Origin of the sequence: Delftia sp. Lp-1 (genome assembly GCF_020523835.1) — a bacterium.
In the GTDB taxonomy this organism is placed as follows: Bacteria; Pseudomonadota; Gammaproteobacteria; order Burkholderiales; family Burkholderiaceae_C; genus Comamonas; species Comamonas acidovorans.
Genome location: NZ_JAJALJ010000001.1, coordinates 960,543 through 982,166, shown reverse-complemented (window position 1 = coordinate 982,166; position 21,624 = coordinate 960,543). Strand labels below are relative to the sequence as shown.

Annotated in this window: 18 protein-coding genes; 8 read left to right on the top strand and 10 right to left on the bottom strand. The window is 61.4% G+C overall.

Annotated elements, in window-relative coordinates; genetic code table 11:
* Positions 1-664: 664 nt before the first annotated feature.
* From LGR64_RS04310 to LGR64_RS04285, 6 genes are read left to right on the top strand one after another with little or no spacing between them, the layout of a single operon-like run.
* Positions 665-1,228: a GspH/FimT family pseudopilin gene (locus LGR64_RS04310; protein WP_141834244.1), complete on the top strand. Its 564-nt coding sequence runs from the start codon at positions 665-667 to the stop codon at positions 1,226-1,228.
* The gene (pilV, locus tag LGR64_RS04305) at positions 1,219-1,839 is read left to right on the top strand and encodes a type IV pilus modification protein PilV (RefSeq protein ID WP_141834241.1); all 621 of its coding nucleotides are present in this window, start codon (positions 1,219-1,221) and stop codon (positions 1,837-1,839) included. Before LGR64_RS04310 ends, pilV (LGR64_RS04305) begins: the two co-directional genes overlap by 10 nt.
* A complete protein-coding gene (locus tag LGR64_RS04300; protein WP_141834238.1) occupies positions 1,836-2,711 on the top strand; it encodes a PilW family protein in 876 nt (291 codons plus the stop codon). The genes pilV (LGR64_RS04305) and LGR64_RS04300 overlap by 4 nt, the downstream gene beginning before the upstream one ends.
* Positions 2,708-3,472 (top strand): pilus assembly PilX family protein, encoded by a 765-nt coding sequence (locus tag LGR64_RS04295; protein ID WP_141834235.1) that lies wholly within the window; start codon positions 2,708-2,710, stop codon positions 3,470-3,472. Before LGR64_RS04300 ends, LGR64_RS04295 begins: the two co-directional genes overlap by 4 nt.
* Before the next feature lie 15 nt (positions 3,473-3,487).
* Positions 3,488-5,884, top strand: coding sequence for a pilus assembly protein (locus LGR64_RS04290; protein ID WP_198820756.1), 2,397 nt, complete (start codon positions 3,488-3,490; stop codon positions 5,882-5,884).
* An 8-nt stretch (positions 5,885-5,892) separates the two neighbouring features.
* Positions 5,893-6,318, top strand: coding sequence for a type IV pilin protein (locus LGR64_RS04285; protein WP_141834229.1), 426 nt, complete (start codon positions 5,893-5,895; stop codon positions 6,316-6,318).
* Between the two features lie 20 nt (positions 6,319-6,338).
* On the opposite strand, the gene ribD is transcribed toward LGR64_RS04285, so the two are convergent.
* The 7 genes from ribD to LGR64_RS04245 all read right to left on the bottom strand — a co-directional run bounded on the left by ribD (position 6,339) and on the right by LGR64_RS04245 (position 15,962).
* Entirely contained in the window at positions 6,339-7,448 is a 1,110-nt protein-coding gene (ribD, locus tag LGR64_RS04280) for a bifunctional diaminohydroxyphosphoribosylaminopyrimidine deaminase/5-amino-6-(5-phosphoribosylamino)uracil reductase RibD (protein WP_141834226.1), read from the bottom strand.
* A 73-nt stretch (positions 7,449-7,521) separates the two neighbouring features.
* Positions 7,522-8,016: a type IV pilin protein gene (locus tag LGR64_RS04275; RefSeq protein ID WP_141834223.1), complete on the bottom strand. Its 495-nt coding sequence runs from the start codon at positions 8,014-8,016 to the stop codon at positions 7,522-7,524.
* Positions 8,013-12,854 (bottom strand): pilus assembly protein, encoded by a 4,842-nt coding sequence (locus LGR64_RS04265; RefSeq protein WP_141834220.1) that lies wholly within the window; start codon positions 12,852-12,854, stop codon positions 8,013-8,015. Before LGR64_RS04265 ends, LGR64_RS04275 begins: the two co-directional genes overlap by 4 nt.
* Before the next feature lie 17 nt (positions 12,855-12,871).
* On the bottom strand, positions 12,872-13,591 hold the full coding sequence (locus LGR64_RS04260; protein ID WP_141834217.1) for a pilus assembly PilX family protein: 720 nt from the start codon (positions 13,589-13,591) through the stop codon (positions 12,872-12,874).
* A gap of 9 nt (positions 13,592-13,600) precedes the next feature.
* Complete coding sequence (locus tag LGR64_RS04255) at positions 13,601-14,704, bottom strand: PilW family protein (RefSeq protein WP_141834214.1); 1,104 nt, start codon at positions 14,702-14,704, stop codon at positions 13,601-13,603.
* Between the two features lie 4 nt (positions 14,705-14,708).
* Positions 14,709-15,350 carry a type IV pilus modification protein PilV gene (pilV, locus tag LGR64_RS04250; protein WP_230355017.1) on the bottom strand — a complete coding sequence of 214 codons (642 nt, stop codon included), beginning with the start codon at positions 15,348-15,350 and terminating at the stop codon, positions 14,709-14,711.
* Positions 15,351-15,359: 9 nt separating this feature from the next.
* Positions 15,360-15,962, bottom strand: coding sequence for a GspH/FimT family pseudopilin (locus tag LGR64_RS04245; protein WP_141834777.1), 603 nt, complete (start codon positions 15,960-15,962; stop codon positions 15,360-15,362).
* A 190-nt stretch (positions 15,963-16,152) separates the two neighbouring features.
* Between LGR64_RS04245 and LGR64_RS04240 the strand changes: the two genes are divergently transcribed.
* Positions 16,153-17,931 (top strand): phospholipase D family protein, encoded by a 1,779-nt coding sequence (locus tag LGR64_RS04240; RefSeq protein ID WP_230355016.1) that lies wholly within the window; start codon positions 16,153-16,155, stop codon positions 17,929-17,931.
* Positions 17,932-17,944: 13 nt separating this feature from the next.
* Here the strand turns inward: LGR64_RS04240 and LGR64_RS04235 are convergent, their stop codons facing one another.
* The gene (locus LGR64_RS04235; protein WP_230355015.1) at positions 17,945-18,934 is read right to left on the bottom strand and encodes a tRNA dihydrouridine synthase; all 990 of its coding nucleotides are present in this window, start codon (positions 18,932-18,934) and stop codon (positions 17,945-17,947) included.
* A 225-nt stretch (positions 18,935-19,159) separates the two neighbouring features.
* On the opposite strand from LGR64_RS04235, the gene LGR64_RS04230 reads away from it, so the two are divergent.
* Complete coding sequence (locus LGR64_RS04230) at positions 19,160-19,702, top strand: hypothetical protein (RefSeq protein ID WP_198820760.1); 543 nt, start codon at positions 19,160-19,162, stop codon at positions 19,700-19,702.
* A 26-nt stretch (positions 19,703-19,728) separates the two neighbouring features.
* On the opposite strand, the gene LGR64_RS04225 is transcribed toward LGR64_RS04230, so the two are convergent.
* Both LGR64_RS04225 and LGR64_RS04220 read right to left on the bottom strand, forming a co-directional pair.
* Positions 19,729-20,940, bottom strand: a complete 1,212-nt coding sequence (locus LGR64_RS04225; RefSeq protein WP_230355014.1) for a N5-glutamine methyltransferase family protein — start codon at positions 20,938-20,940, stop codon at positions 19,729-19,731.
* Between the two features lie 45 nt (positions 20,941-20,985).
* The gene (locus LGR64_RS04220; RefSeq protein ID WP_012207003.1) at positions 20,986-21,507 is read right to left on the bottom strand and encodes a GNAT family N-acetyltransferase; all 522 of its coding nucleotides are present in this window, start codon (positions 21,505-21,507) and stop codon (positions 20,986-20,988) included.
* Positions 21,508-21,624: the final 117 nt, after the last annotated feature.

The window sequence follows — 21,624 nt, the reverse complement described above, 5'->3', positions numbered from 1 at the left end:
GCATCCACACATGCTTTGTGGCCCCACACCGCGCCGGCCGACAGCCCGCCCAGAATGCCGCGAAGCCTGCAGACATTCATAGATCACGGGAGGGCAACACCATGGCAACGCGTTTTTCATTCACTGCTGCAACCTGGCGCGCACATCGGCAGCAATGCGCCCTGCTCTGCCTGGTCGCGGCCCTATGCCTGGCCCTGCCGGCCCAGGCGAGCCCTCACCGCTCCGATACATCGGCTGCGCAAGTCGCCAAGCGCAAAAAAGGCGGACAGCGGGTCCGTGTTCCAACCCAGCGCAGCAGTTCCGAGGAATCACCCGAACAACGCGACAAGCGGCTGTACCGCGAATGCCAGGGCCGGCACAACGCCGGGGCATGCGCCGGATATACCCGGCCGCCACCCGGCAGACAGCAGCGCTGAGCGTTCCCTCAACAAAAAACAGTCCTACCCCGGAGTCCGATAGCGGCAAAGCCTGCAACACCTTGTCACCATTGGATTTTCTGACGCATCGTCATGCCGGATGACCCTGCACCAACGGCATGACTCCTAATTGTTGAGGACAGAAACAGATTTGTCTGAAAGACATGTACGGAGAACCCCAATAGATTGAGCAGCGAGCAAAAACAACCAGCGCTTCGCAAGCAGATCGACGGGGAGGGATTCAAGACATGTCATCGACCTGGCCTCAGGCCCACCCGGGCGCAAAAGGCTTCACGGCCATCGAGCTGATGGTAGTCGTCGCCATCCTCGCCGTGCTCACAACGCTGGCAGCACCCAGCTTCAACCTTGTCATCGAGCGATGGCGCGTTCGCCAGACCGTGGAGGGCCTGCAGTCGACGCTGCAATACGCGCGCTCCGAAGCAGTCCGGCGCGGGGGCGGCGTCTTCATCCAGAAGCTACCCCAAGGCACCAACGGCTGCACTCTGGCTGCACGTCACGCGGACTGGGGCTGCGGCTGGGTGGTGTTCGTTGACCGCAATGGCAATAAGCGCTGGGATCCCCGGGAAGAACTGCAGCGCTTCGACACTCCCGCTCGCACCCTTGTCATCCGCTCCAGATCCGCCGCCATCATCAGTGTGAACCGGTGGGGACAAATGGGTGGATTCACTGCCATGGGCTTCGCCGTCGCCCCGTCTTCCGCCGGCCTCGTCTCTGCTGGAGCGAAAGGCGTCTGCGTTTCGTCCGGCGGACGTATCCGGGTGGTCGGCCGGGAGGGCATTCCATGCGCCTGACAAGTACCCACGCTCGGCACGCCAAAGGCTTCACCCTGATCGAAACCCTGGTTGCCACCGTCGTCACGGCCCTGGGTGTTCTGGGAATCCTGAGCCTGCAGATGCGCACCCTGGCCGACACCCAAAGCGGCGTGCGCCGCGCTCAGGCCATCCGGCTGATCGAAGACTTCAGCGAGCGCACCCATGCCAATCCGAACTCCCTCGGGCAGATGGGCAATTACGAATCCGATTGGGATCACACCCCCGAATCCACCGCCGACTGCAGCGCCACCCCATGCGACCCGGAAACGCTGGCCAGCTACAACCTCGCGCTGTGGAAGGCTTCCGTTCACCAACTGCTGCCAGGCGGAGCCGCCAAGGTCTTCCCTGCAACAGACGACACCAGCAACGGACGCCACCTGGGCATCGTGATCAGCTGGCGTGAAAACGAGAAATCCAGCAAAGCCGGCTACAAAAAACCCATTGGACTCCATAGCGATGGCACACACGGCGACGAAGCCATGGCCTGCCCCACCGGCAGAACCTGCCACCTGCAGTACATAGCGCTCAGCGCTCGTTGCGCGCCATATCTTGCCAACAACGCAGTCCAGTTCTTCTGCGCAAGCCCATGAAGCACACCCGCATCGCCGCCGCAACCCTGGTGCAGCCTGGTCAACGCGGCCTGAGCCTGGTCGAACTGCTGGTGGGCCTTCTCCTGGGAATGTTGATCATCGCAGTGGCCCTGGGCGCACTCATGGCATCACGCGCCGTCTCCGGCACCGTCAGCGATGCCAGCCAGCTGCAGCAGCAGGCATCCCACATCTTCCGCGTCATGGGCCGGCAGATCCGGCAGGCGGGGTCTCTTCGGCTGCTTCTCTCATCTGCAAAAAAGGGAACAGACACCGTTGACGTGGCGGACCCCGTTGCATTCGAGGCGAGCGCACAAGATTTCGACCCTGCGCACGACACCATCCTGGGCCTTGATGCGCCAGGCCGCGCTCAATACAAGCTCACCGTGGGCTACAGCAACTACACGCAACCGCTGCACGGCTCGGCCATCGAAACTTCACTGCAGCGCAATTGCCTGGGCCAGACCAACAGCCAAAACCTGATCCTGAGCCGCTTTGCGCTGGACGCCCGCAAAAACACCCTGCGCTGCACCGGAGCACCCTCTGCGGGAGCCCAGCCACTGGCCCAGAACGTCGCCAACTTCCAGGTGCGCTATCTGATCCAGTCGCCGAAAGGTGATGCACGCCTGCAGTACGTCAACGCAGCCGCCGTGGGCCAGGACTGGTCACGCGTCGTTGCCGCCGAGGTCTGTCTGGTGCTTTTCGGGATCGAAGTCATCAACATGCCCGCCGACAGCCGCTACACCGATTGCGCAAGCAGTGACGGCACAGCCGAATCCATCGACATGACCACGCTGCCGGCGCCCAGGACCCGGCGCCTGCACATGGTCTTTCGCAGCGTGTATCAGTTGCGCAGCCAGGGGATGGCTGGATGACCGCCAAAGCAGCAGGCATGCGGCATGCCCACACCTGTGCCGCGCAGCGCCAGAAAGGCGTCGCACTGTTCATCGTGATCACCCTGGTCATGCTCTCCATGCTGCTGGCACTTTGGGCATCGCGCAGCGCACTGTTCAACGAAATGTTCGTGGGCAACGATGCCGACTACCAACGCGCCCTCGAAGCTGCACAGGCATTGCTGCAGGATGCCGAACTGGACATTCGAGGCGAACAGGCCAACGGCGCCGCCTGCATCGCCAACAGCAGCCAGCCATCCGTCTGCCGCAACGCTGCAACCATCACCCAGTTTCCCCAGGAAACCCAGCAGGTAGGTCTGCTGCTGGCCAACCTGAACCGAGCCACCCCCACAAGCTGCCGAGACGCCCTGTGCACCAAGCGCACAGGGCCTCAGGACTTCTGGAACAACGTGGACGAGACCAAAGGGATCACGCTGAGCCAGATGACCGCCACCGATGTAGCCGCACGCTACGGCCAGTTCACGGGCGCCATTTCTGAAGGCAAGAGCAATCCCATCCTGGCAAGCCGTGAGACAGGAAAGGGGGGTTGGTACTGGATAGAGATCCTGCCCTATGACGCCAACGCAGGGAACTCAGGTCTCATCGCCAACGACTCTCCACGTCTGGCCCTATACATGCAGCCGCAGGTGATCTATCGCATCACAGCCATCGCTCACGGCCGCAAGAACGGCACCCAGGTGGTGCTGCAACAGACCTATGTCCGCCAGAAGCGCCGCGACTGATTCAGAACGTCTGACATGCCTTATCTCTTCCACCCTGGGCTCCGCCCCCTGCTGCTGCCAGCTGTGATAGCCGCACTCCTGGCCGCGCAAAACAGCCAGGCCCAACGTTTCTCTGAGGCAGGCACGCCAGTTTCCCCGGCGCAGAGAGAAGACAAAGAATTTGCCACGCCCATTAAAGACTGCCCGACAGGCCAGCCAGCCAATGCCAAGGGCCGCCGCAGCTCCGCCACCTCCAACGGCAGCGTGATTGCACAGGCAGGCGTGGACATATTCACGGCCCGCTACAGTGCCAAAGCCGCCTGGAGCGGCTGGATCAACGCAGAAACGGTCCAAGCCGACGGGAGCATCACCGCAGCAGCCGGCTGGCAAGGCAAAAGCACGGCCGACCACCTGGATGCACTCAGTGATCAACAGGTACTCAATGAGCGCCTGATCCTGACCTGGAGTGACAGACTGCAAAGGGGCGTGTCTTTCCAATGGCATGAGCTGGACCGCCCCCAGAAGGCGTCTTTCGGCGTCGATGCCGAAGGCTGGGCAGACAAACTGGGCAAGCACAGGTTCAACTTCATACGTGGCGACCGCCGCATGGAAGCTGCGGGACAACCGCCGCGCCCTGACCTGGCCCACCCTTTTCGCCAACGCGGCTCGCGCCAGGGCGATATCGTCAACTCCCAGATCTGGCACACCGGCCACCCCGTGGACAACTCGCCTTTGCCGGGCTACGCGGCCTATGCGCTCGCCCAGCAGAAGCGCCAGCCCATGATTTACGTGGGCGGCAACGACGGCATGCTGCACGGCTTTTCTGCCACTGACGGCAGCGAGAAGATCGCCTATATCCCCCGTGGCGTGATTTCGGGGCTGGCACGCCTTTCCGATCTCGATTACGACACCCGGCATCGCTACTTCGTGGATGGCTCTGCCATGAGCGGCGACATCAACTCAGGCAGCCATGCATCCCCACAGTGGCGCACCGTGCTGGCAGGCATGCCGGGCGCCGGTGCCAAAGGCTACTTTGTGCTGGACATCACGCACCCACAGGCTTTCAACGAGCACGGCGCCGGCACGCTGGTCCTGCTGGACCGCACCCAGACCCGCAACAGCGATCCCGGTGACTGCGCCATCTCCGCCGACCTCTGGCAGCGCACCACTTGCCAGGAAGACAAGGACCTGGGCCATATCCTTGCCGCGCCCGTACGGGACGACGCCAACCCGCAACGCAGCACCCAGATCACGCAGTTGAACAACAACCGCTGGGCTCTGGTGACAGGCAACGGCTACCACAGCATCAACCAGCGGCCCGTGCTGCTGATCCAGTACCTCGATGGCAACCAGGAGCTGCTGCGCATCGTGGCCACAGGCGACATCCCCACCGGCACCACACCAGAGACCACCAGCAATGGGCTCTCCGCACCACGCCTCGTGGACATCAATGGCGATGGCCGGCCCGATGTGGTCTATGCGGGCGACCTCCAGGGCAATCTGTGGAAATTCATCATCGCCAGCGATGCATCCTCCGCTTGGGGCATGGCCTTCAACGGCCGGCCGCTGTACACCGCCATGGGTGGCAGTTCGCCAGCGGCCTCTCGAGCACTGCGCCAGCCCATTACCGCCCCTGCGTCCGTACGCGCCAATGACCGGTACAGCGTCACCACAGAACCCTCGGGAAGCGATGAACGCGTGACTGTGGGCGGCATGCTGGTGGCATTCGGCACAGGACGCAACATCACCCAGCAGGACACTGGCAACACAGCGGTGCAGAGCATCTATTCCATCCTCGACAACACCCGCTACAAGCTGCTCGCGGACGGCCGGGTACAGCCTTGCACGGGTGACTCGGACTCTGAGTGCAAGCTGCCTGCAGGGCAGCGTCCAGCCCCTGTATCCGGCATCGGTGAGCTGGCCAAACGCTCGGTGAACCCTCAGACGCAAGGGATCGTAGGCCGTGGCACCTGGCGAGTGGACTCCACCACCGACCTCGACTGGACGCGGCACAAAGGCTGGTACATGGACCTTCCCCTGTCAGGCGAGCGCCTGCTCAAGCCGATGAGCTTCTACGACGGCAGCAACCTCCTCGCGATCTACAGCCAGATACCCGCAAGATCCTCCAAGCGTCCTGGTGAAGCCATAAACCGTCCCGCTGACGCCTGCAATGTGAGCGAGGAAAGCCAATTTCTGACGCTCATGAACATCATGGATGGCAAGCGGCCCAGTGTTCCATTGATGGACAGCAACGGCGACGGCGTCTACGACACGGCCGATCAGGAAGCCTCGCGCGCAACCGTCTCCGGGGGAGCCCAGACATTGCTCAACAAAGGCCATCACGCCATTGGCTACGACGCCGATGGCCGCCGCAACGTCCTCGCCCGCATGCCCGAGCAATCCCTGCGCCCCAGCTGGCGCCAAATGAAATGAGCCGCACAATGCGCCGCCCTCCATCCCCGGGCTTCACACTCATAGAACTCATGATCGTCGTGGCCGTCATAGTCATCCTCGGCACCGTCGCCGTGCCCAGCTACAACGAATACATCCGCGGAGTCCACCGTGCCGATGCCCGCGCCGGCCTGCTGCAGGCCCAGCAATGGCTGGAGCGCGCAGCCACGGCCAACGGGGTCTACCCCACCACGCTCCCCGTCGATCTGACCTGGACCCGCGACTCCAGCAAGCGCTACACCATCGACTTTTTGGCAACCAGCGGCCACGACGACGACACTTACACCCTTATCGCCACGCGCCGTGGCTCCCAGCTCAACGACCGATGCGGCGATTTCACACTGACCCATACGGGCGAGCGTGATGCGCGCGGCCTGGGAGTGAATACCACGGCTGTGGAGTGCTGGGGACGGTAGCTGCGACCGCGTGCGATGCCTCAGGTGGTGCCGTCCACACCAAGCCGATCCGCTCCTACCTTCCGAAGAATCACCCGCAAGTCGTTGCCCACGCTTGCGACCGACTGGAATGACATGGCCTGCGCATCAGCGAGCCTGCTCAAAGAGGGCACATCGGCCCAACCAGCCCCGCCCCACAGAAGCTTGGGGGCCAGATAGGCCAACCACTCATCCACCAGCCCTGCCTCGACGAGCGCTGCGTTGAGTCGATGACCCGCCTCGACGTGCAGTTCATTCACTTCCAGCCTCGCCAGATCGTGGATCATGGCCCGAACATCCACACGCCCCTGCCCATCAGGCATACACAGCAACTGCGCCCCACGCTCCACTAGCGCAAGCGCACGGTCTGACGTCAGATCACTGACTGCTGTGTAGATGACCACCTTGCGTTGCGCCGCAAACAGGGCTGCATCCGGAGGTGTCTGAAGCTGGCTATCCGCCACGATGAGGGTAGGCTGCCGAAACGTTTCGACCTCCCTGACATCCAGGCGAGGATTATCGGCAAGCACCGTTCCTATGCCCGTGAGAATGGCACAGGAGCGAGCGCGCCAAGCATGGCCATCATGTCGGGCTTCGGCAGAGGTGATCCACTGACTCTGCCCATTGCTCAATGCAGTGATGCCATCCAGAGAAGCTGCCACTTTGGCGCGCACCCAAGGCCTACCCCGAAGCATGCGGCTAAAAAATCCCAGATTCAGTTCCCACGCCTGATCTGCGCCATCACCAATCTCAACCTCGACACCTGCGGCGCGCAGCCTCTCAAAGCCCTGTCCGCCCACGCGGGGATTGGGATCCGCCAGCGATGCCACCACCTTGCCGATGCCTGCCTCGACCAGCGCATCGCAGCACGGCCCCGTGCGGCCATGGTGCGCGCAGGGCTCCAGGGTCACATAGGCAGTGGCACCTCGCACGGAGTGCCCCCGGGACTGGGCATCACGCATGGCCATGATTTCGGCATGCGGACCTCCCGCGCGCTGGGTGGAACCTTGGCCCAGCAGCTGCCCCCGGGAGTCGACAATGACGCAGCCTACCCGGGGATTGGGTGAGGTTATGAACAGGGCTTGCGTGGCAAGTTCCAGGGCTTGCGCCATCCAAGGGGAGGACAAAGTCAATCTCTTTCCAGGCAGTACAGGATGGCCCGGATTGTCCCCCCAAAAGCCTCGCCTACTTCCAGCAGTAGTTCAGCGCATCCTGCTTGGTCGCAAAGTGCTTGGAGCTGAAGTTCTTCAGTTCCTTGCGGCCATATTGGTCCAGGTAGTAGTCGCCGCAGCGGTCTCCGGCCATGGAGCTGCCAGCCTTGCGCACCGCCTTGAGGGAGTACACATCGCGCGTCCCATCCGTGACCACGACGGTGACGTCATAGACCGCGCTGCCCTGCCCTGGCATAGGTGATACCGAAAAATACTTCGGAAACTGCGTGCTATCCGTGACGGCAACACCAGCACTGCTCTTGTCATAGCGGAAGTTTTCCGAGTAGAAGCGCTCCATCCACTGCTGCGCGGAGGACAGCATCGCCGCCACATCCGCGCGCTTGGCCTTGGCCACGAATTCCCGGTAGGAGGGGTAGGCAATGGAGGCCAGGATACCGATGACGGCCACCACGACCATCATCTCTATAAGGGTGAAGCCACCCTGCCGGGGAATAAGCCGCTTTTTCATTGGTTGGTCCTCAGCCCAGGAACGTCACGCCATTGCATGCGCGGAGACAGGCTGTAGCACATGATGGCATCCGCATTGCGCCCGATGGCCCGCTTGGCGCCCTGGCCTGGACCGCAGGTCGGAGGTTTCTTGCAGTCATCACCCGTACACGTGCAGTTGGGGTCACCAGCCTTGCAATCCCTGGTGAACGGTTTTTTCGAACGGTCATTCACCACCTTGATCTTCTGGTCGCCAATCTCGCGCCCCGCAATGTTGATCTTGTTGGAGCTGACCACCATGGTGCCTTGCACGTTGCGCTCGGCACGACCCGAGATCGGATCAATGGTGTACATGGTTGCATTCGGTGTGTCCGAGCATTGGTTGGTACCAGACTTGGGTCTCACTCCCACCATGGTCATGACGCCAGCATCGAGCGAGGGATCGGACAGCACGGCTTCCGCGGACCCCGGCAAGGTCATGACCCAGCCCTTGTGCTTGCTCCAGTCCAGCTGGGCGCCGGATGCCAGATAGACGTTGCCATTACTGTCTCGCGTATAGATTCTCGTCACCAGCGCACTGTCATCCGCAATCGCACTGCCCCGGTCCCAGAGGCCGTACACTTTCTGCGTCACGCCCGTCGCTGGGAAGTCTCCCGTCTCGAATGCATTGCCAGTGCCGAACATCACCATGATGCCCCCCCGGCCCATGTACATGGTCCGCGGCGCCGTGGTGATCGGCAGCGGTGTGATTGTGGTGGTGTTGCCGGTCACTGTGGTCTGCACGGCCCGGAAGAGCTTGTAGGCAGTGCTCCATTTGGTAGCGTCGGGATTCGAGATATCGAACTTCCACATATTGCCCTTGAGATCACCGGCATACGCAACGTCAGCAGTACCGTTGCCATCCAGATCTTCCCACTGAGGCATGGACAGGCCATTTCCAGTGCCTTCATCCACGACGAATTTCTTGTACTGACCGGTCCAACTGCCTGCCGTGGGGCCATCCATGTACAGGATGAACAGTGCGGCCTTACCACTGGTGGACTTGTTGCCGTTGCCAAGCAGCAGCGCGTACTTGCCGTTGTTGAGTTTCACCACAGGGGTCGGCTGATTGGAGGCGGTATGCATGTTGATGTCGCCCGTGATGTAGCCCAGATCCGCATCATCATCGGAAGTGAACTGCCACTTGAAGATATTCGCGGCACCGGATTCGGAGAAAGTCGACGGATCCGTGGTCGTGATATCCAGAGCGAATACGGCACGTCCACCACGCCCTAAGGCAGAGAAGGCGTAGGTCTTCCAGGTGCGTTCCGAGCCGGAGCCGACCTGCACGTCGGCCGTGAACGGATTGCCGTCGACATAGGGCCATGCGGTACCAGAAGGCAAGGTCTCCGAAGATCCCAACGTGAAATTGGCATTATTGAGCTTGGTACGGCTGCTCGTACCCCGCTGCAACGGCAACTCGGCCAAGCGATTGGCCAGTGCGCCAGGCACGTAGGCCAGTAATTCGACACCCGTATCTGCATTGAATGCATGCAGCATGCCGTCATTGGCCGCAACCCACAGCACTTTGGGCCGCCCACTATTCGCGTTGTAGTAATTCAAGTAGCTTCGCTGTGCGTCGTCCACAACAAAGGCCTTGGGCCGGTCCTGGATCCAGGGCGATCCATTGATGATGGGTCCCAGGAGGGTGGATCCGCGCTGACGCAGGGCCGTGGCACCTTCCTGCGACTGGTCGCCCCGAACATAGTTGAGTGCAACCTGCGCATTGTCCGTCGACAGCCTGTTGACGGAGGCTGTTGTCATCTGCTCCTTGTAAGCCGCGGGCAGTGAATTCCACCGGAACGGTATCCCCACGCCTGCACTGTTGGTGATGATCTTGCGACGGTCCCCGGCCGCGGCAGTTGTCAACAATTGACCCGCCTCCCATGAGTACACCGTGCTGACGTTACCATCAGCATCGACTTTATAGGCCTCCAGGGCTCCGGAAGAAGTCGCACTATCGAATTTGGCCACATATTTGAATGTGCCAGCTGAAAACTGCATGGACGAGACTGCTGGAGCAGCATTTGAATCCTTGGCCACGGCTTCAAGCACACGGCGCAATTGCGACTCCAGCAACTCAGGCCTGCGCGCAAGAAAGTAGCCATCAGGCACGCCGTCGGAGCCAGCAGTGCCATCACTGCCGACACTATCCCAACTGGCCTGGTTCGGGGGCATGCTCAGGGCACGGAAAGTACCGTCAGAGAGTTTTTCGCTGGAGTTGAAATATCCGTACTTCGCTGCGTACCACAGCGGGTCCTTCACCAGCGCGTCCGCCTCGCCCACCATATTGAAGGTCTTGGTGACCAGGAAGTCCCTGTCCTTAACCGTGCAGTAGGACGGCAGAGTGATCTTGGTCTTGTCCGTGAATGTGACCGAGCCGTCGCCCGTTACGTTGCAGACGGTGGTCGCATAGGTTTCATTGGTACCGAACTTGGTGGCACGGTAGGTGGGGTCGCCGCACAGGTACTCGGAGGTCGCCGGCATGTTGGACAGGGCGTTGCCGCTGTTGTGCTGGTGTGTCAGGTAGCGGCCATTGGCCGAGGTTCCATTGTTCTGGACGCCGATCACGCTGAAACCATGGGTGCCCGCAGCGCCCCCGCAGACGCCAGGAATATCGGTAGTGATCGAGATATCCCAGCCAGAGGGAGACTTGGAATTCTTGACAAGGTCATACCGCAGGAAACCCGTGATGTCCATGTCGTAGTCGCCGCCCATCAAGATATCGTTCCAGGTCACGATGAACGAGCCATACGTCTCTCCGGAGTTGATGGAGGCGAAGGTCAGCGGCGCACTGACGGCGCCATTGTTCTGCACGCTTTCGGGGGTGATGTAAACATACTTCCTGGGATTGCTTCCGGGGATGGGTACGTCGATACGCGGGGAGCCACCAGTCAGCGATGCTGCCATGGTGCGCACTTTCAGCGCATTTTCCACTTTCGCCAGGTCGGAGGGCGGGTTGCTCACAGTGCGGATCTTGCTGGTGTTTCCGTAGAGGGCGGCACCAGCGACCTGATAGGTCCCGCCCATGGCCGGCGCCTCGGGGCAAATGCCATTGACGTTGGACAGCTGGCCGATGGTCTTGGCAGAGCAGGAGTTCTTGTCATCGTTGGAAGTCAGGCCCTTGCCCGAGACCGAGCCCACCGAGCGAAGCGAGCCCGCAAGCCCTTCTGCCGTGCCGATGTTGTTGACATAGGAGTCCAGGCTTCCACTGCGATTCGACAACGTGGTGAAGGGGGTATCTGCTTGGCCATCGAAGCTCAGCGCATTCGACGAGAAGGCGAGAATATTGAGCGGTCGGCAGATGGCATTGCCGTACTTAGCTCTGGCATCGGTATTGGCAAGCGTATCTTCCCATTTCACGACAGGAAGGCCTGCATTGCTATCATTCGAGGTACTGCTAGGATTGGTCGGCGAGGGCGTGGAGCCGTTGTACGCATAGTATTGCAGCGCCTGAACCACCATTTCCCCTATGGGGTTGCCCCAGGCCGGCAAATCCCCGTCGGGGGATCCGCTGGGATTCTTGCCACTCCCATAGGAAGTTCCATTGCGACCATACAAAATGATGGAGTCAAAGGTCTTGATGGCACCTTTGCCTGTATCCCGGGTATCCACTTTGGCAGCACAGCCCGCATTGGCGCTATGGCAGAAAACACCAGTACTGCGATTTATCTCATCATCCAGGTCGCGGATATTCTTTCGCAGTGCACCGGCTGTATGATTATTGTCATAACTGCCCGTGATCAGGCCAAACTCCACGCGAGCAGCTGAACTGCTGCTGCTGGGATAGCCGAATTCCTGCAAAAGCCCATACGGCTTATAATTCTTGGTCGAGTCTGCGGGAAATGCCTGACAACGCTCGTCACCCAGCAGACTTGGATCGCAGACCTTGACATTGACATTCAGGTCTGGTCCTATGCCGGAATAGGTGGCACCATCATTGACTCGCGAGGGTATCTTTTCTTCATGTTTGACGCCACCGTTACCTTTGTCCGCATCGCCATAGAATCGTGCGAGTTTTGGACCGAAAGTACCGGAGTTGTAATTATCAGGAGAATCACTCCAGCGGCAAAGCTTGATTTCCACAGTGGACCAGAACCGGACATTACCCTTGACCATGCGCATGACAGGCTGAGAGGCCTTGGGGTCCTCGCTGCTGCCGGTAACACACATGCTCAGGCCTGCATACACCTTAGGATTGGCACCGGTTGACTTTGTCAGATCTGCAGTGCTGAAGGGCGTAAAGTCCCGGATATCCGCACCCTTGTAATATTTGACAAAGGAGTGTGCATCCTGGACAAGTCTGGAGCCCATGAGAATGGTTGAACCATCCTTGTCTTCACTGCGGTACCCGCCATACAGCATCTTGCGCACCGTATCCAGCCGGGTCATTGTGGCCCAGTTGAGAAAGTTCCCGCTCCAGTAGGACTGACTCGAAGGACAAGTGTATTTTATGGATGTGACGGAATTATTCGTTACATTGGTCTTATTGGCAAGCACCTTGGGGTTGAAAACACCACTTTCATAGGCATAGCATTTGGTGGCATCAAAATACCCGTAGTACTTGAAAGAAGAGTTGAATGTGGTATCGATAACACCATCACCATCCAGATCCTCAAAGTCTGTATATACCGGACCAAACAGAGTGTGATCCTTTGAGGCAGTCAACATCACCATTGGCTTGTTGGCTGTGGTGACAATATTGGGAGGCACTCCCTCGCGTGGCGCGGAAACGTCCACTGGCGTGGCACCAATACCTACATAGGCAAAGACAGCGCACATCCCTCCCAAGGAGAGCAGAAATGATTTTTTTCTATTCATTTGTTCCTCGGCCTTTATCAAGGAAAATAAATTGTCTGCAGCACCACCTGGGTCCGCTGGGAATATCCAAAGCCCCGTGCAGTGACCCTGTACATATAGGACCACTGGTTTGCGTTCTGCCCTGAGGAGGTCACACGGGTTTCGTCGATGTTCATTCGGACATGCTTGCGCTTGAAGACCTCGATCAGGTACTCGGGTTGCTGGGCAATGCCCGCGATTGGAGCCACGCCGGTGTAGGTTCCCAGCGGTACACCACCTGTAAAGCTTGTGCAGTTGTTGCTGCTCACAGGCGCACGTCCGGGCTTGGAATCCGGATCGTCATTCCACAGGCCTCCCTTGCCGGTAGGCCACCAGGGTTCAGCCACGGAGGCGTTGCCCGCAGAAGCATTCGTCCAATCGGTCAGGCCATAGCTGGCATCTTCCTTGACGCACAGCCCCGCCCTGCAATTCACTGAAAAATCATTGGGATTGATTTCATCGGTATTGCGCGAGCATGAAGCGTTGGTTCGCGTGGCCACGGTCGGCGCCATGATGTCACGCTCCGCGTCCCTCAGCGCAGATTCGGCAGCCTGGCGCGCGGCCTCCTGGTCCATCTGATTGCGGGCCATGCCTTCAGACAAAGTCGACTGCTTGACCATCCACAGCGTGATGCTGGTGATCGCAACCAGCACCAGCATAACCATGACCAGAGCCATTCCGCGCTGGCCCTTTTTCTTGATCGCTCTTGATACAGACATATTCCTGGCCTAGTAGCTTTGCTTCAAGCCATTGCGCACGCCGAACACCTGGACGAGCCGGGTATATGTTTCACCAGGAGGTTGCTGCTTCGTTACACCCTGGCAATCCACATACGTCTTCTCACTGCCTTTCTTGTCTCCAAGCCTGGTATTTCCTTGAAGGGTCTTAGTCAATATGCATGCTCTGACAGAAACCACACGCTGCCAGCCCGTCAGCTGCTGACCATTGATCGGCGTCAATCCTAAGGCATTGACTTGGGTAGCTGTATAGAAGTTATCAGGAGTCAAGGTCGATTCCGTTGAATAAACGCCATAAGTGAATTGGACATCCTCCATCCCTGACAGCAGCGACTGGTAGGCATCGCTATCAGACGAACCATGGGGACTTTTTCCGTTTCCACTGCACACCAGACTTTTGGTGTCCTTTTGCGCACGTCCTACATAAGCCTTGCTGTCCTGGAGCGTGTATCTATTGGAGCCGAACAGCGGCAGCCAGGGCGGGCTGCCATCGACAAGGGCTCCACCCGTGGCGCTCTTGTTGCGCTCCGCATTGCTGGGATCCTTGCCCACATCGGTTCCTGTGCAGTCAAAGCGGGAACCGGTCACTCCCCCCATGGCATCGCTGGTGAAATAATTGATGACCAAAGTGTCGGGCTTGCCATCTTCCGGCTTGTCACAGGTGCTGTCAGAAACCTTCAGTTTTGCGGAATCGCACCCGTAGATACCGGTCTGAAACGCCACAGGGGGCCATCCAGTGGCAGGGTTGGCCCAATCGATGGTTCTACGCTTGGTGGAAGCAATCGGTGGATAGGTGTCATACATCCCCACTTGTGTGATGTCGTACTGTTGCTCTGTGTCGTTCTTCAAGAGCACAGCCGGAATGGAGGGGGCCGGTGCCGGATAGAACCCGGCATTCATGATGGCACGCCCCAGCATCTGCATGGCAAACGCCCCCGTCTCGTTGCTTGCCGTGGTGCGATCCAGCACACGCTGGGAGTCACTCGAAGCGATATAGACATAGATCGCGGCTGCCATGATCATCAGGCTGATGGCCATTGCAACCAGCAACTCCACCAAGGTCAGACCGGCCTGGAATCTGCGTTGATATTTCATGGTGTCAGGGCACAAAGGAGAATCGGGAGCAGCGCACCCCTTCGGGCACCTTGGCCTCTTCGGGACAACACGTCTGCTGCGACATACCGGTTTGATCCGCATTGCATACCGGTGCCTTCTTGAGAGCGATGGCCACCGAGCCGTCGCTGGCGGTCGTCCTGTCCGTGAGTTCCTTGTCGAACCACATGAGGGTCAGAAGCACTCCATCGCGCTTGTTGCCCGACAGCATGGCGGAGCCCTGAGGCACCGAGTCACGGACCTTCTGGCGCCAAGTCTTCACATCGTAGTCTGCGCGCTCTGCCGTGTTACAGGTATTGGCCGCGCAGTCTTTGGTGGGAGTCAAAGATTCAGTCTGCTGTGTAGACCAGTCCGAGCCAATCACATACAGCGACTTCAAACTTTCAGTTCCGGGCTGCAGGAAGCTGGGTCCCGCAGAGTCGGCATTGACGCGGATTCTTTCCGACAAGTCGAAAACCAAGCCGGTCATGGATGCGCGGGCCATGGTGTTGATCCGGTATTTGGTGGTGGACGCCTGCAGCCCAGCCACACCCAGCAGGCCGATGGATAGCACCACCAACGCTACCATCATCTCGATCAAGGTCAGGCCCTTCGAGGACTTACGCTCAGCAATGGAAGAGGGCAACATGGTCATTTCTCAGAAGTTGCTGCATTTCTTGTCACTGGGAATCAGCCGGGACCGACCCTGCGCATCGATGCAGATATTGACCCCGTAGCTCTTGGTGTAGGTGTTCTGCTCATCTTTGTAGAGCAGGCTGAAGTTGGAGGAGCTGGGAAGTGACGGAGCGCCAGAGGCGTTGAACATCATTTTCCTGACCGGTGTGTCATCCGTGGAGTCCAGCAGAATCTCACCGCCGCTGGCCACTTTGGCAAAGATCAGGTCATTGCTAGCGGCAGGCGCGTCCCGGCTCGCGTCACAGGTGGTATTGAGGAAGGCAATCCAGCCGACCTGCCAGTTCTTGCCACCGACCGTGCAGGCAGGTGCTGCATCGGCTGCGGTGCCGCTCATGCAAAGCGTGACGCAGGTGTTCCTGCTCACGGCCTCATTCCTGGAGCGCAGGATGCCGCCGGAAAATTCGCTGGCCACGCCATTCATCCGGTTCTTCACGATGAACTCGCTGATCGACGGCGCGGCCAGTCCGGCCAGGATGGCTGCAATAGCCAGCGTTACCATAAGCTCCATCAAGGTGAAACCGCTGTGCCTGTGCCGCGCCGAAAACCAATGCTTGCATTTAGCCATACCGTATTGTTACGGTTCTCATCTGCTTACAAGTGACCGCTCGGCGGCGCCGACGTGCCGCCCATCGGGGCGACGGACGGGTCCGGCAGGCAGACCCTCCATTTGGGCTACGCAGGCCACGCACGGCACATGACAGAATCCTTGACGGATCCCACAGCAAACCCGGACAGCCCACCAACCGAAGCGCGCCATGCCCTTGCGATCTCCCTCCCTGAGTTGGCTTCGGCCCTGGCTTCTTTGCATTGCACTGGCAGGATGCGGTGGCCTGCCCCAAGGCGTGGACCGGCATGTCACCAAAGCATTGGATTCCCCGCAGAACACCCCCCTGGGCCAGTTGATCCAACAGCAGCGCTCCGAGGCGGGAAGCAAGCAGACCTCCGCCTTCACCCTCCTGTCCGGTGCCCAGGCGGCCTATGGCGCCCGGCTGGCACTGGTCGAGGGAGCGCAGCAGACGCTGGACCTGCAGTACTACGCCATCCATGCCGACGAGAGCACGCAGCGCCTGCTGCGCGGCGTGGTCGAGGCAGCCCGGCGTGGCGTGCGCGTGCGCGTGCTGCTGGACGATTTCCACAGCACGGGAGCGAATGCGCAGGTCATGCGCCTGGCCTTTGTGCCGGGTATCGAGATGCGCATGTTCAACCCCCTGGCGGGCGCGCGCAGCTCGGCGCTGGGCCGCGCTTATACCTTGCTGACCGACTTCCAGCGCGCCCAGCAGCGCATGCACAACAAGCTGTTCATCGCCGACAACGCCATGGGCGTGATCGGCGGGCGCAATCTGGGCGATGCGTATTTCGATGCGGACAGCGCCAGCAATTTCGTGGACCTCGACGTGCTGGCTGCGGGGCCCGTGGTCAACGACCTGTCGCGCAGCTTCGACAGCTACTGGAACAACCAGCGCGCCTATCCCGTCCAGTCGCTGATCAGCCTCAAGGAACTCAAGCAGTTGCGCGAGCGCTTTGCGGGCGATGATGACCAGACGCAGGAGGACGACCCCACACCTGCCGTTCCCGCAAAGGAGACAAAGGCAGATGACCAGACGGCTGAACAGCGCCGGATCATCTGGGACCAGCAGCCCATGGATTTGCGAAAGGCTCGCTGGACCTGGGCATCGGCCGCCGTGCTGGTGGATGAACCCGCCAAAATTCCGCTGGACAGGGATGACGGCCCAGGCCCCATCACAAGCGCTGGCACGGATGCGTCTGCACAGGCCAGCCCCGCGTCGAACAGCCCGCAGGCCAGGCCTGCCGGCACGCTGCCCATGGGCCAGCCGGCTGGCGCCCTGCGCCAGGCGGCGCGTCCGGTGCTGGAGGCCGATTCGGTGGTCGATGGCCTGCTGGCCCTGGTGCGCAAGACCCGGCGCGATCTACTGGTGGTCTCGCCCTACTTCGTGCCGGGCCCGGACATGATGGAGGCATTTCGTGGCGCACGGCAACGCGGAGTGCGCGTGCGCATCCTGACCAATTCGCTGGCCTCCAACGATGCACCTTTGGCCCATGCCGGCTATGCGCGCCACCGCAAGGCGCTGCTGGAGATGGGCGTTGAACTCTACGAAATGCGCAGCACAGCGGCCAGCGTCCGCTCTGCATTCGGCTCGGGCAGCACGGGTGGCGGCGGTCCTTCGGGTTCCACAGGCGCATCGCGTGCAATGCTGCACTCCAAGCTGCTGGTGGTGGACGGGCATCTGGTGGCAGTCGGCTCGATGAACCTGGATCTGCGCTCCCAGTTGCAGAACACCGAGATTGCCCTGCTCATCGCCAGCCGCGAGTTCGGCCGCCTGGCCACGCAAAGCATCGACGAGGGCCTGCAGGATGGCAGCTGGCGCGTCGAGCTCGACAAGGATGGCGAGCTGGTGTGGAGGGCTTCGGAAGACAGTGAGCGCGGTGACGAGCACAGCGAGCCCGATGCCAGCTGGGGCCTGCGCCTGATGCTCAAGCTCATTGGCCCGCTGGCGCCCGACCATCTGCTGTGACCGGCCGATCGCGCTAAAGCCCGGCCCATTCCTGGCGCAGCGCCAGCGCTTGCACCCACAGCGTGATATCGCGCTGGTCAGTCTGCGTGCGCACTTCCTGATAAGCCTGCTCGGCTTCGGGAAAGCGGCGGCGTAGCAGGTTCAGCCATTGCTTGAGGCGGCCTGCGCGCTGGCGCGGCTCCAGGTCCTCGCAGACCATGTCCCAGAAACGCTGGACCTGGGGCACAAGATCGCTCCAGAACACCTTTGCTGCAACATGTTCTGCTGGCATCTGCCCGCCTTCCACGGCAGCGCGAATGGCCAGCGCCAGGCCTGGGTCGGCAACGATTCCCCGGCCCAGCATCAGATCGCCGCAGCCCGATTGCTCGCGGCAGCGCAGCGCATCCTCCACCGTCCAGATCTCGCCATTGGCCACCACGGGCACGGTCACGGACTCGCGGATGCGCGGGATCATGTCCCAGTAGGCAGGCGGACGGTAGCCGTCGAGCTTGGTGCGGGCGTGGACGACGATTTCGCAGGCGCCACCGGCCTGCATGGCCTGGGCGCATTCGGTCATCAGTGTCGTGTCGTTGAAACCCAGGCGCATCTTGGCCGACACAGGCATGGCCGCCGGCACGGCAGCACGTACGGCACCCACCACGCGCGCGATCTGCTCCGGGTCCTGCAGCAGCGCAGCACCGCCGCCATGGCGGTTGACCACTTTGGCGGGGCAGCCGAAGTTCAGATCGATGCCTTCCGGACCCAGGCGCGCCAGATTGGCCGCATTGGCCGCCATGCTGTCCGGGTCCGAGCCCAGCAGCTGCGCACGCACAGGGACACCTGCCAGCGTCCGGCTGCCGTTGTTGAGCTCCGGCATGGTGCGCAGGAACACCTTGTCGGGCAGCACGGTCCCCGTGACGCGGATGAACTCCGAGACACAGCGGTCTGCGCCACCCACTCGCGTGAGCACATCGCGCAGCACGAAATCAAGCAAGCCCTCCATGGGCGCCAGCAACAGTCTCATCACCTATGTCGCGAGGCCTGCGCCCCGTCTTCCTGTTACAGATCAAACAATATTTCCGTGTCCGGCATCGGCCGCCAGCACCTGGGAATCAGCGCCCGCCCATGCGATGGCAGGCGATTGTGCGCTTGCCGCAGAACACCGGTCGGACCAGTTGTCATGGCTTCTTCACGCCACGGTCATTCATGTAACGTGCAATCGGGGCTTGTCGGACTCCCTGCCCCCACCATGCTGCTGCAAAAAACCGCCAAGGCCCTTGAAGAGCTGCAGCCCGGCCGCCGCAGCCTGCCGCTGCGCGAGCGCTCGGTGCTGCTGATGGCCGATGGCCGCACCGAGGAGCAGTTGCAGCAGGTCCTGGGTGCACAGGCCGGCGAACTGATCGAGCAACTGATCGCCAGCGGCCACCTGCAGCGCCTGGCTGGCCAAGCCGCCGAATCATCACCCCCCGCTCATGCTCCGACCCCCTCCATGGCACCGGCCGCTGCGAAGGAATCCAGCCCGCCCGGCCCCGCCGCCACGCTGAATCTTGCCGGCACACGCATGTACCTGTTCGATATGTGCGAGCGCATGTTTGCCAACCGCCATGAAGACAAGGCCCAGGTGCTGCGCCATCTGCTGCGCGAGGCGCGCGATCTTGAGGCACTGCAGGCCGCCGCCCTGCAGCTGCTGCAGACCGTGCAGGAACATGCGGGCGACGAGCGCGCCGATGCCCTGCGCGAGCGCCTGCGGCATCTGCTGCCCCAGGAGGCAGCGACGGCACAGGGCGCCTAGACGAATTGAAGGGTGGACGCGCGCGATCAGCGCGGCGCCAGGCGCCACAGCGAGGTGAGCTCGGCGGCGCGTGCCGCGTGCAGCGGATCGGTGGAGTCCGCAGCCTTTCCATGGCGCGGGCGGATGTCCTCGCGGCCCAGGACCTGCAGGCCTGCGGCATCGATCCAGCCCAGCAGTTCCTCGCGCGAGCGCAACTGCAGGTGCTCGGCCAGATCCGACAGGATCAGCCAGCCTTCGCCGCCCGGCAGCAGATGTGCAGCAAGGCCCTCGACAAAACCGCGCAGCATGCGGCTGCCTTCGTCATAGACGGCCTGCTCCAGCAAGGAGCTGGCCTTGCCCGGCAGCCACGGCGGATTGCAGACCACCAAGGCGGCCCGGCCTTCAGGGAACAGGTCCGCCTTGCGCAGGCTCACGCGCTGCGCCAGACCCAGCCGCTGCAGGTTGTCCTGCGCACAGGCCAGTGCCCGGTCGCTCAGGTCGGTGGCCACCACCTGCCGCACGCCACGGTGCAGCAAGAGAGCGGAAAGCACACCCGTGCCCGTGCCAATATCCCAGACGGCGGCATCGGCCTGCTGGGCTGCGGCGGGCAGGGGAGCCTGGGCCACCAGATCCAGGTACTCGCCGCGCACCGGGGAGAACACGCCGTAGTGCGGGTGAATGCTGAACTCGGGCATGCCCGGCACGGCCAGGGCCACGCCCTTCTTGCGCCACTCATGTGCGCCCAGGGCACCCAGCAGTTCACGCAGGGGAACGATCACGCTGTGCGCACCCTGGTCGGCGGGAATCTCGCCCCAGGCTTCGCGACAGGCTTCGCTCCAGTCCGGTGCGCGGCGCAGGGCACAGTGCCAGCGGGTATCGAGCTCGATCATCACGCTGGACAGGATGCGCGCACGCTGCGCCAGTGCCTGGCGGTGCAGGTGGAAGGCGTGGGGAAAGACCGGCTTGGCGTCTTCCTTGCCGGCGCGGCGATGGCGCGCCTTGGCGGAAGTCTCACGGGCGGGCTTGTCGAGGCGGCGGCCCAGGGCCGACAGCAACTGCCGGGCATTCTGGAAATCGCCGCGCCACAGCATGGCCTGGCCTTCGCAGGCCAGGCGGTAGGCGCTGTCGGCGGCCAGGCTGTCGTCAGCGATGACGATGCGGCGCGGTGCGGTCATGGTGCTGTCCGCGCGCCACAGGGCAACCTGTGTGGCCTCGTGCTCCTGCCACTGCAGCAGGGACCAGTTCTGGGAAGAGGACAAGGCCTGCTGCTCCGTGAGTGATGGGTGGATGGTTTGGCGAATCGATCAGTTCAGTGCGCGCTTGAGCCGCACTTCCTCGATCTTGAGAGCGCCGACCTGGGCCGTCTTGGCGGTGGACATTTCGCGCTTGAAGCCGGCGAGCTCATGGAAGCGCAGCGCGCGTTCATTGCGCAGCGGCACCCACGAGGTGACATTGGTGCAGCCTTCTTCGAGCAGGCCGTCGCGTGCGGCGTCCCACAGGGCCACGCCCACACCCTGATTCCAGTGCGTGGGAGCGGCATAGATGGCCCAAATTTCACCGGTGGTCTGACGCGACTTTTCATCGCGCGAGCGGTCGAAACCGACGAAGCCGACGATCTTGTCGCCGTCGATGGCAACCTGAACCTGGGGTTCGCAAAATTCGATGGCTTCGCGCCAATAGGCCTGGCGTTTTTCTACCGACGACATGCTCTTGAGCTGGTCATCGGGAACCAGACCGCGATAAGCCTCCATGGCGGAAGCAGTATGGATCTGGGCAATCGCTTTTGCATCGCGGAGAGTGGCTGGACGAACCTGGATACTAGACATGGAAAAACCGAAACGAAAACAGGTGAAAATAGAAGGGCGTGATTTTCACAGGAATCGCGCTTTTTGCGTGCGTTGCGGCTCTTAGCCATGCACGCAAGTACGGCTGTGCTCGTTTTC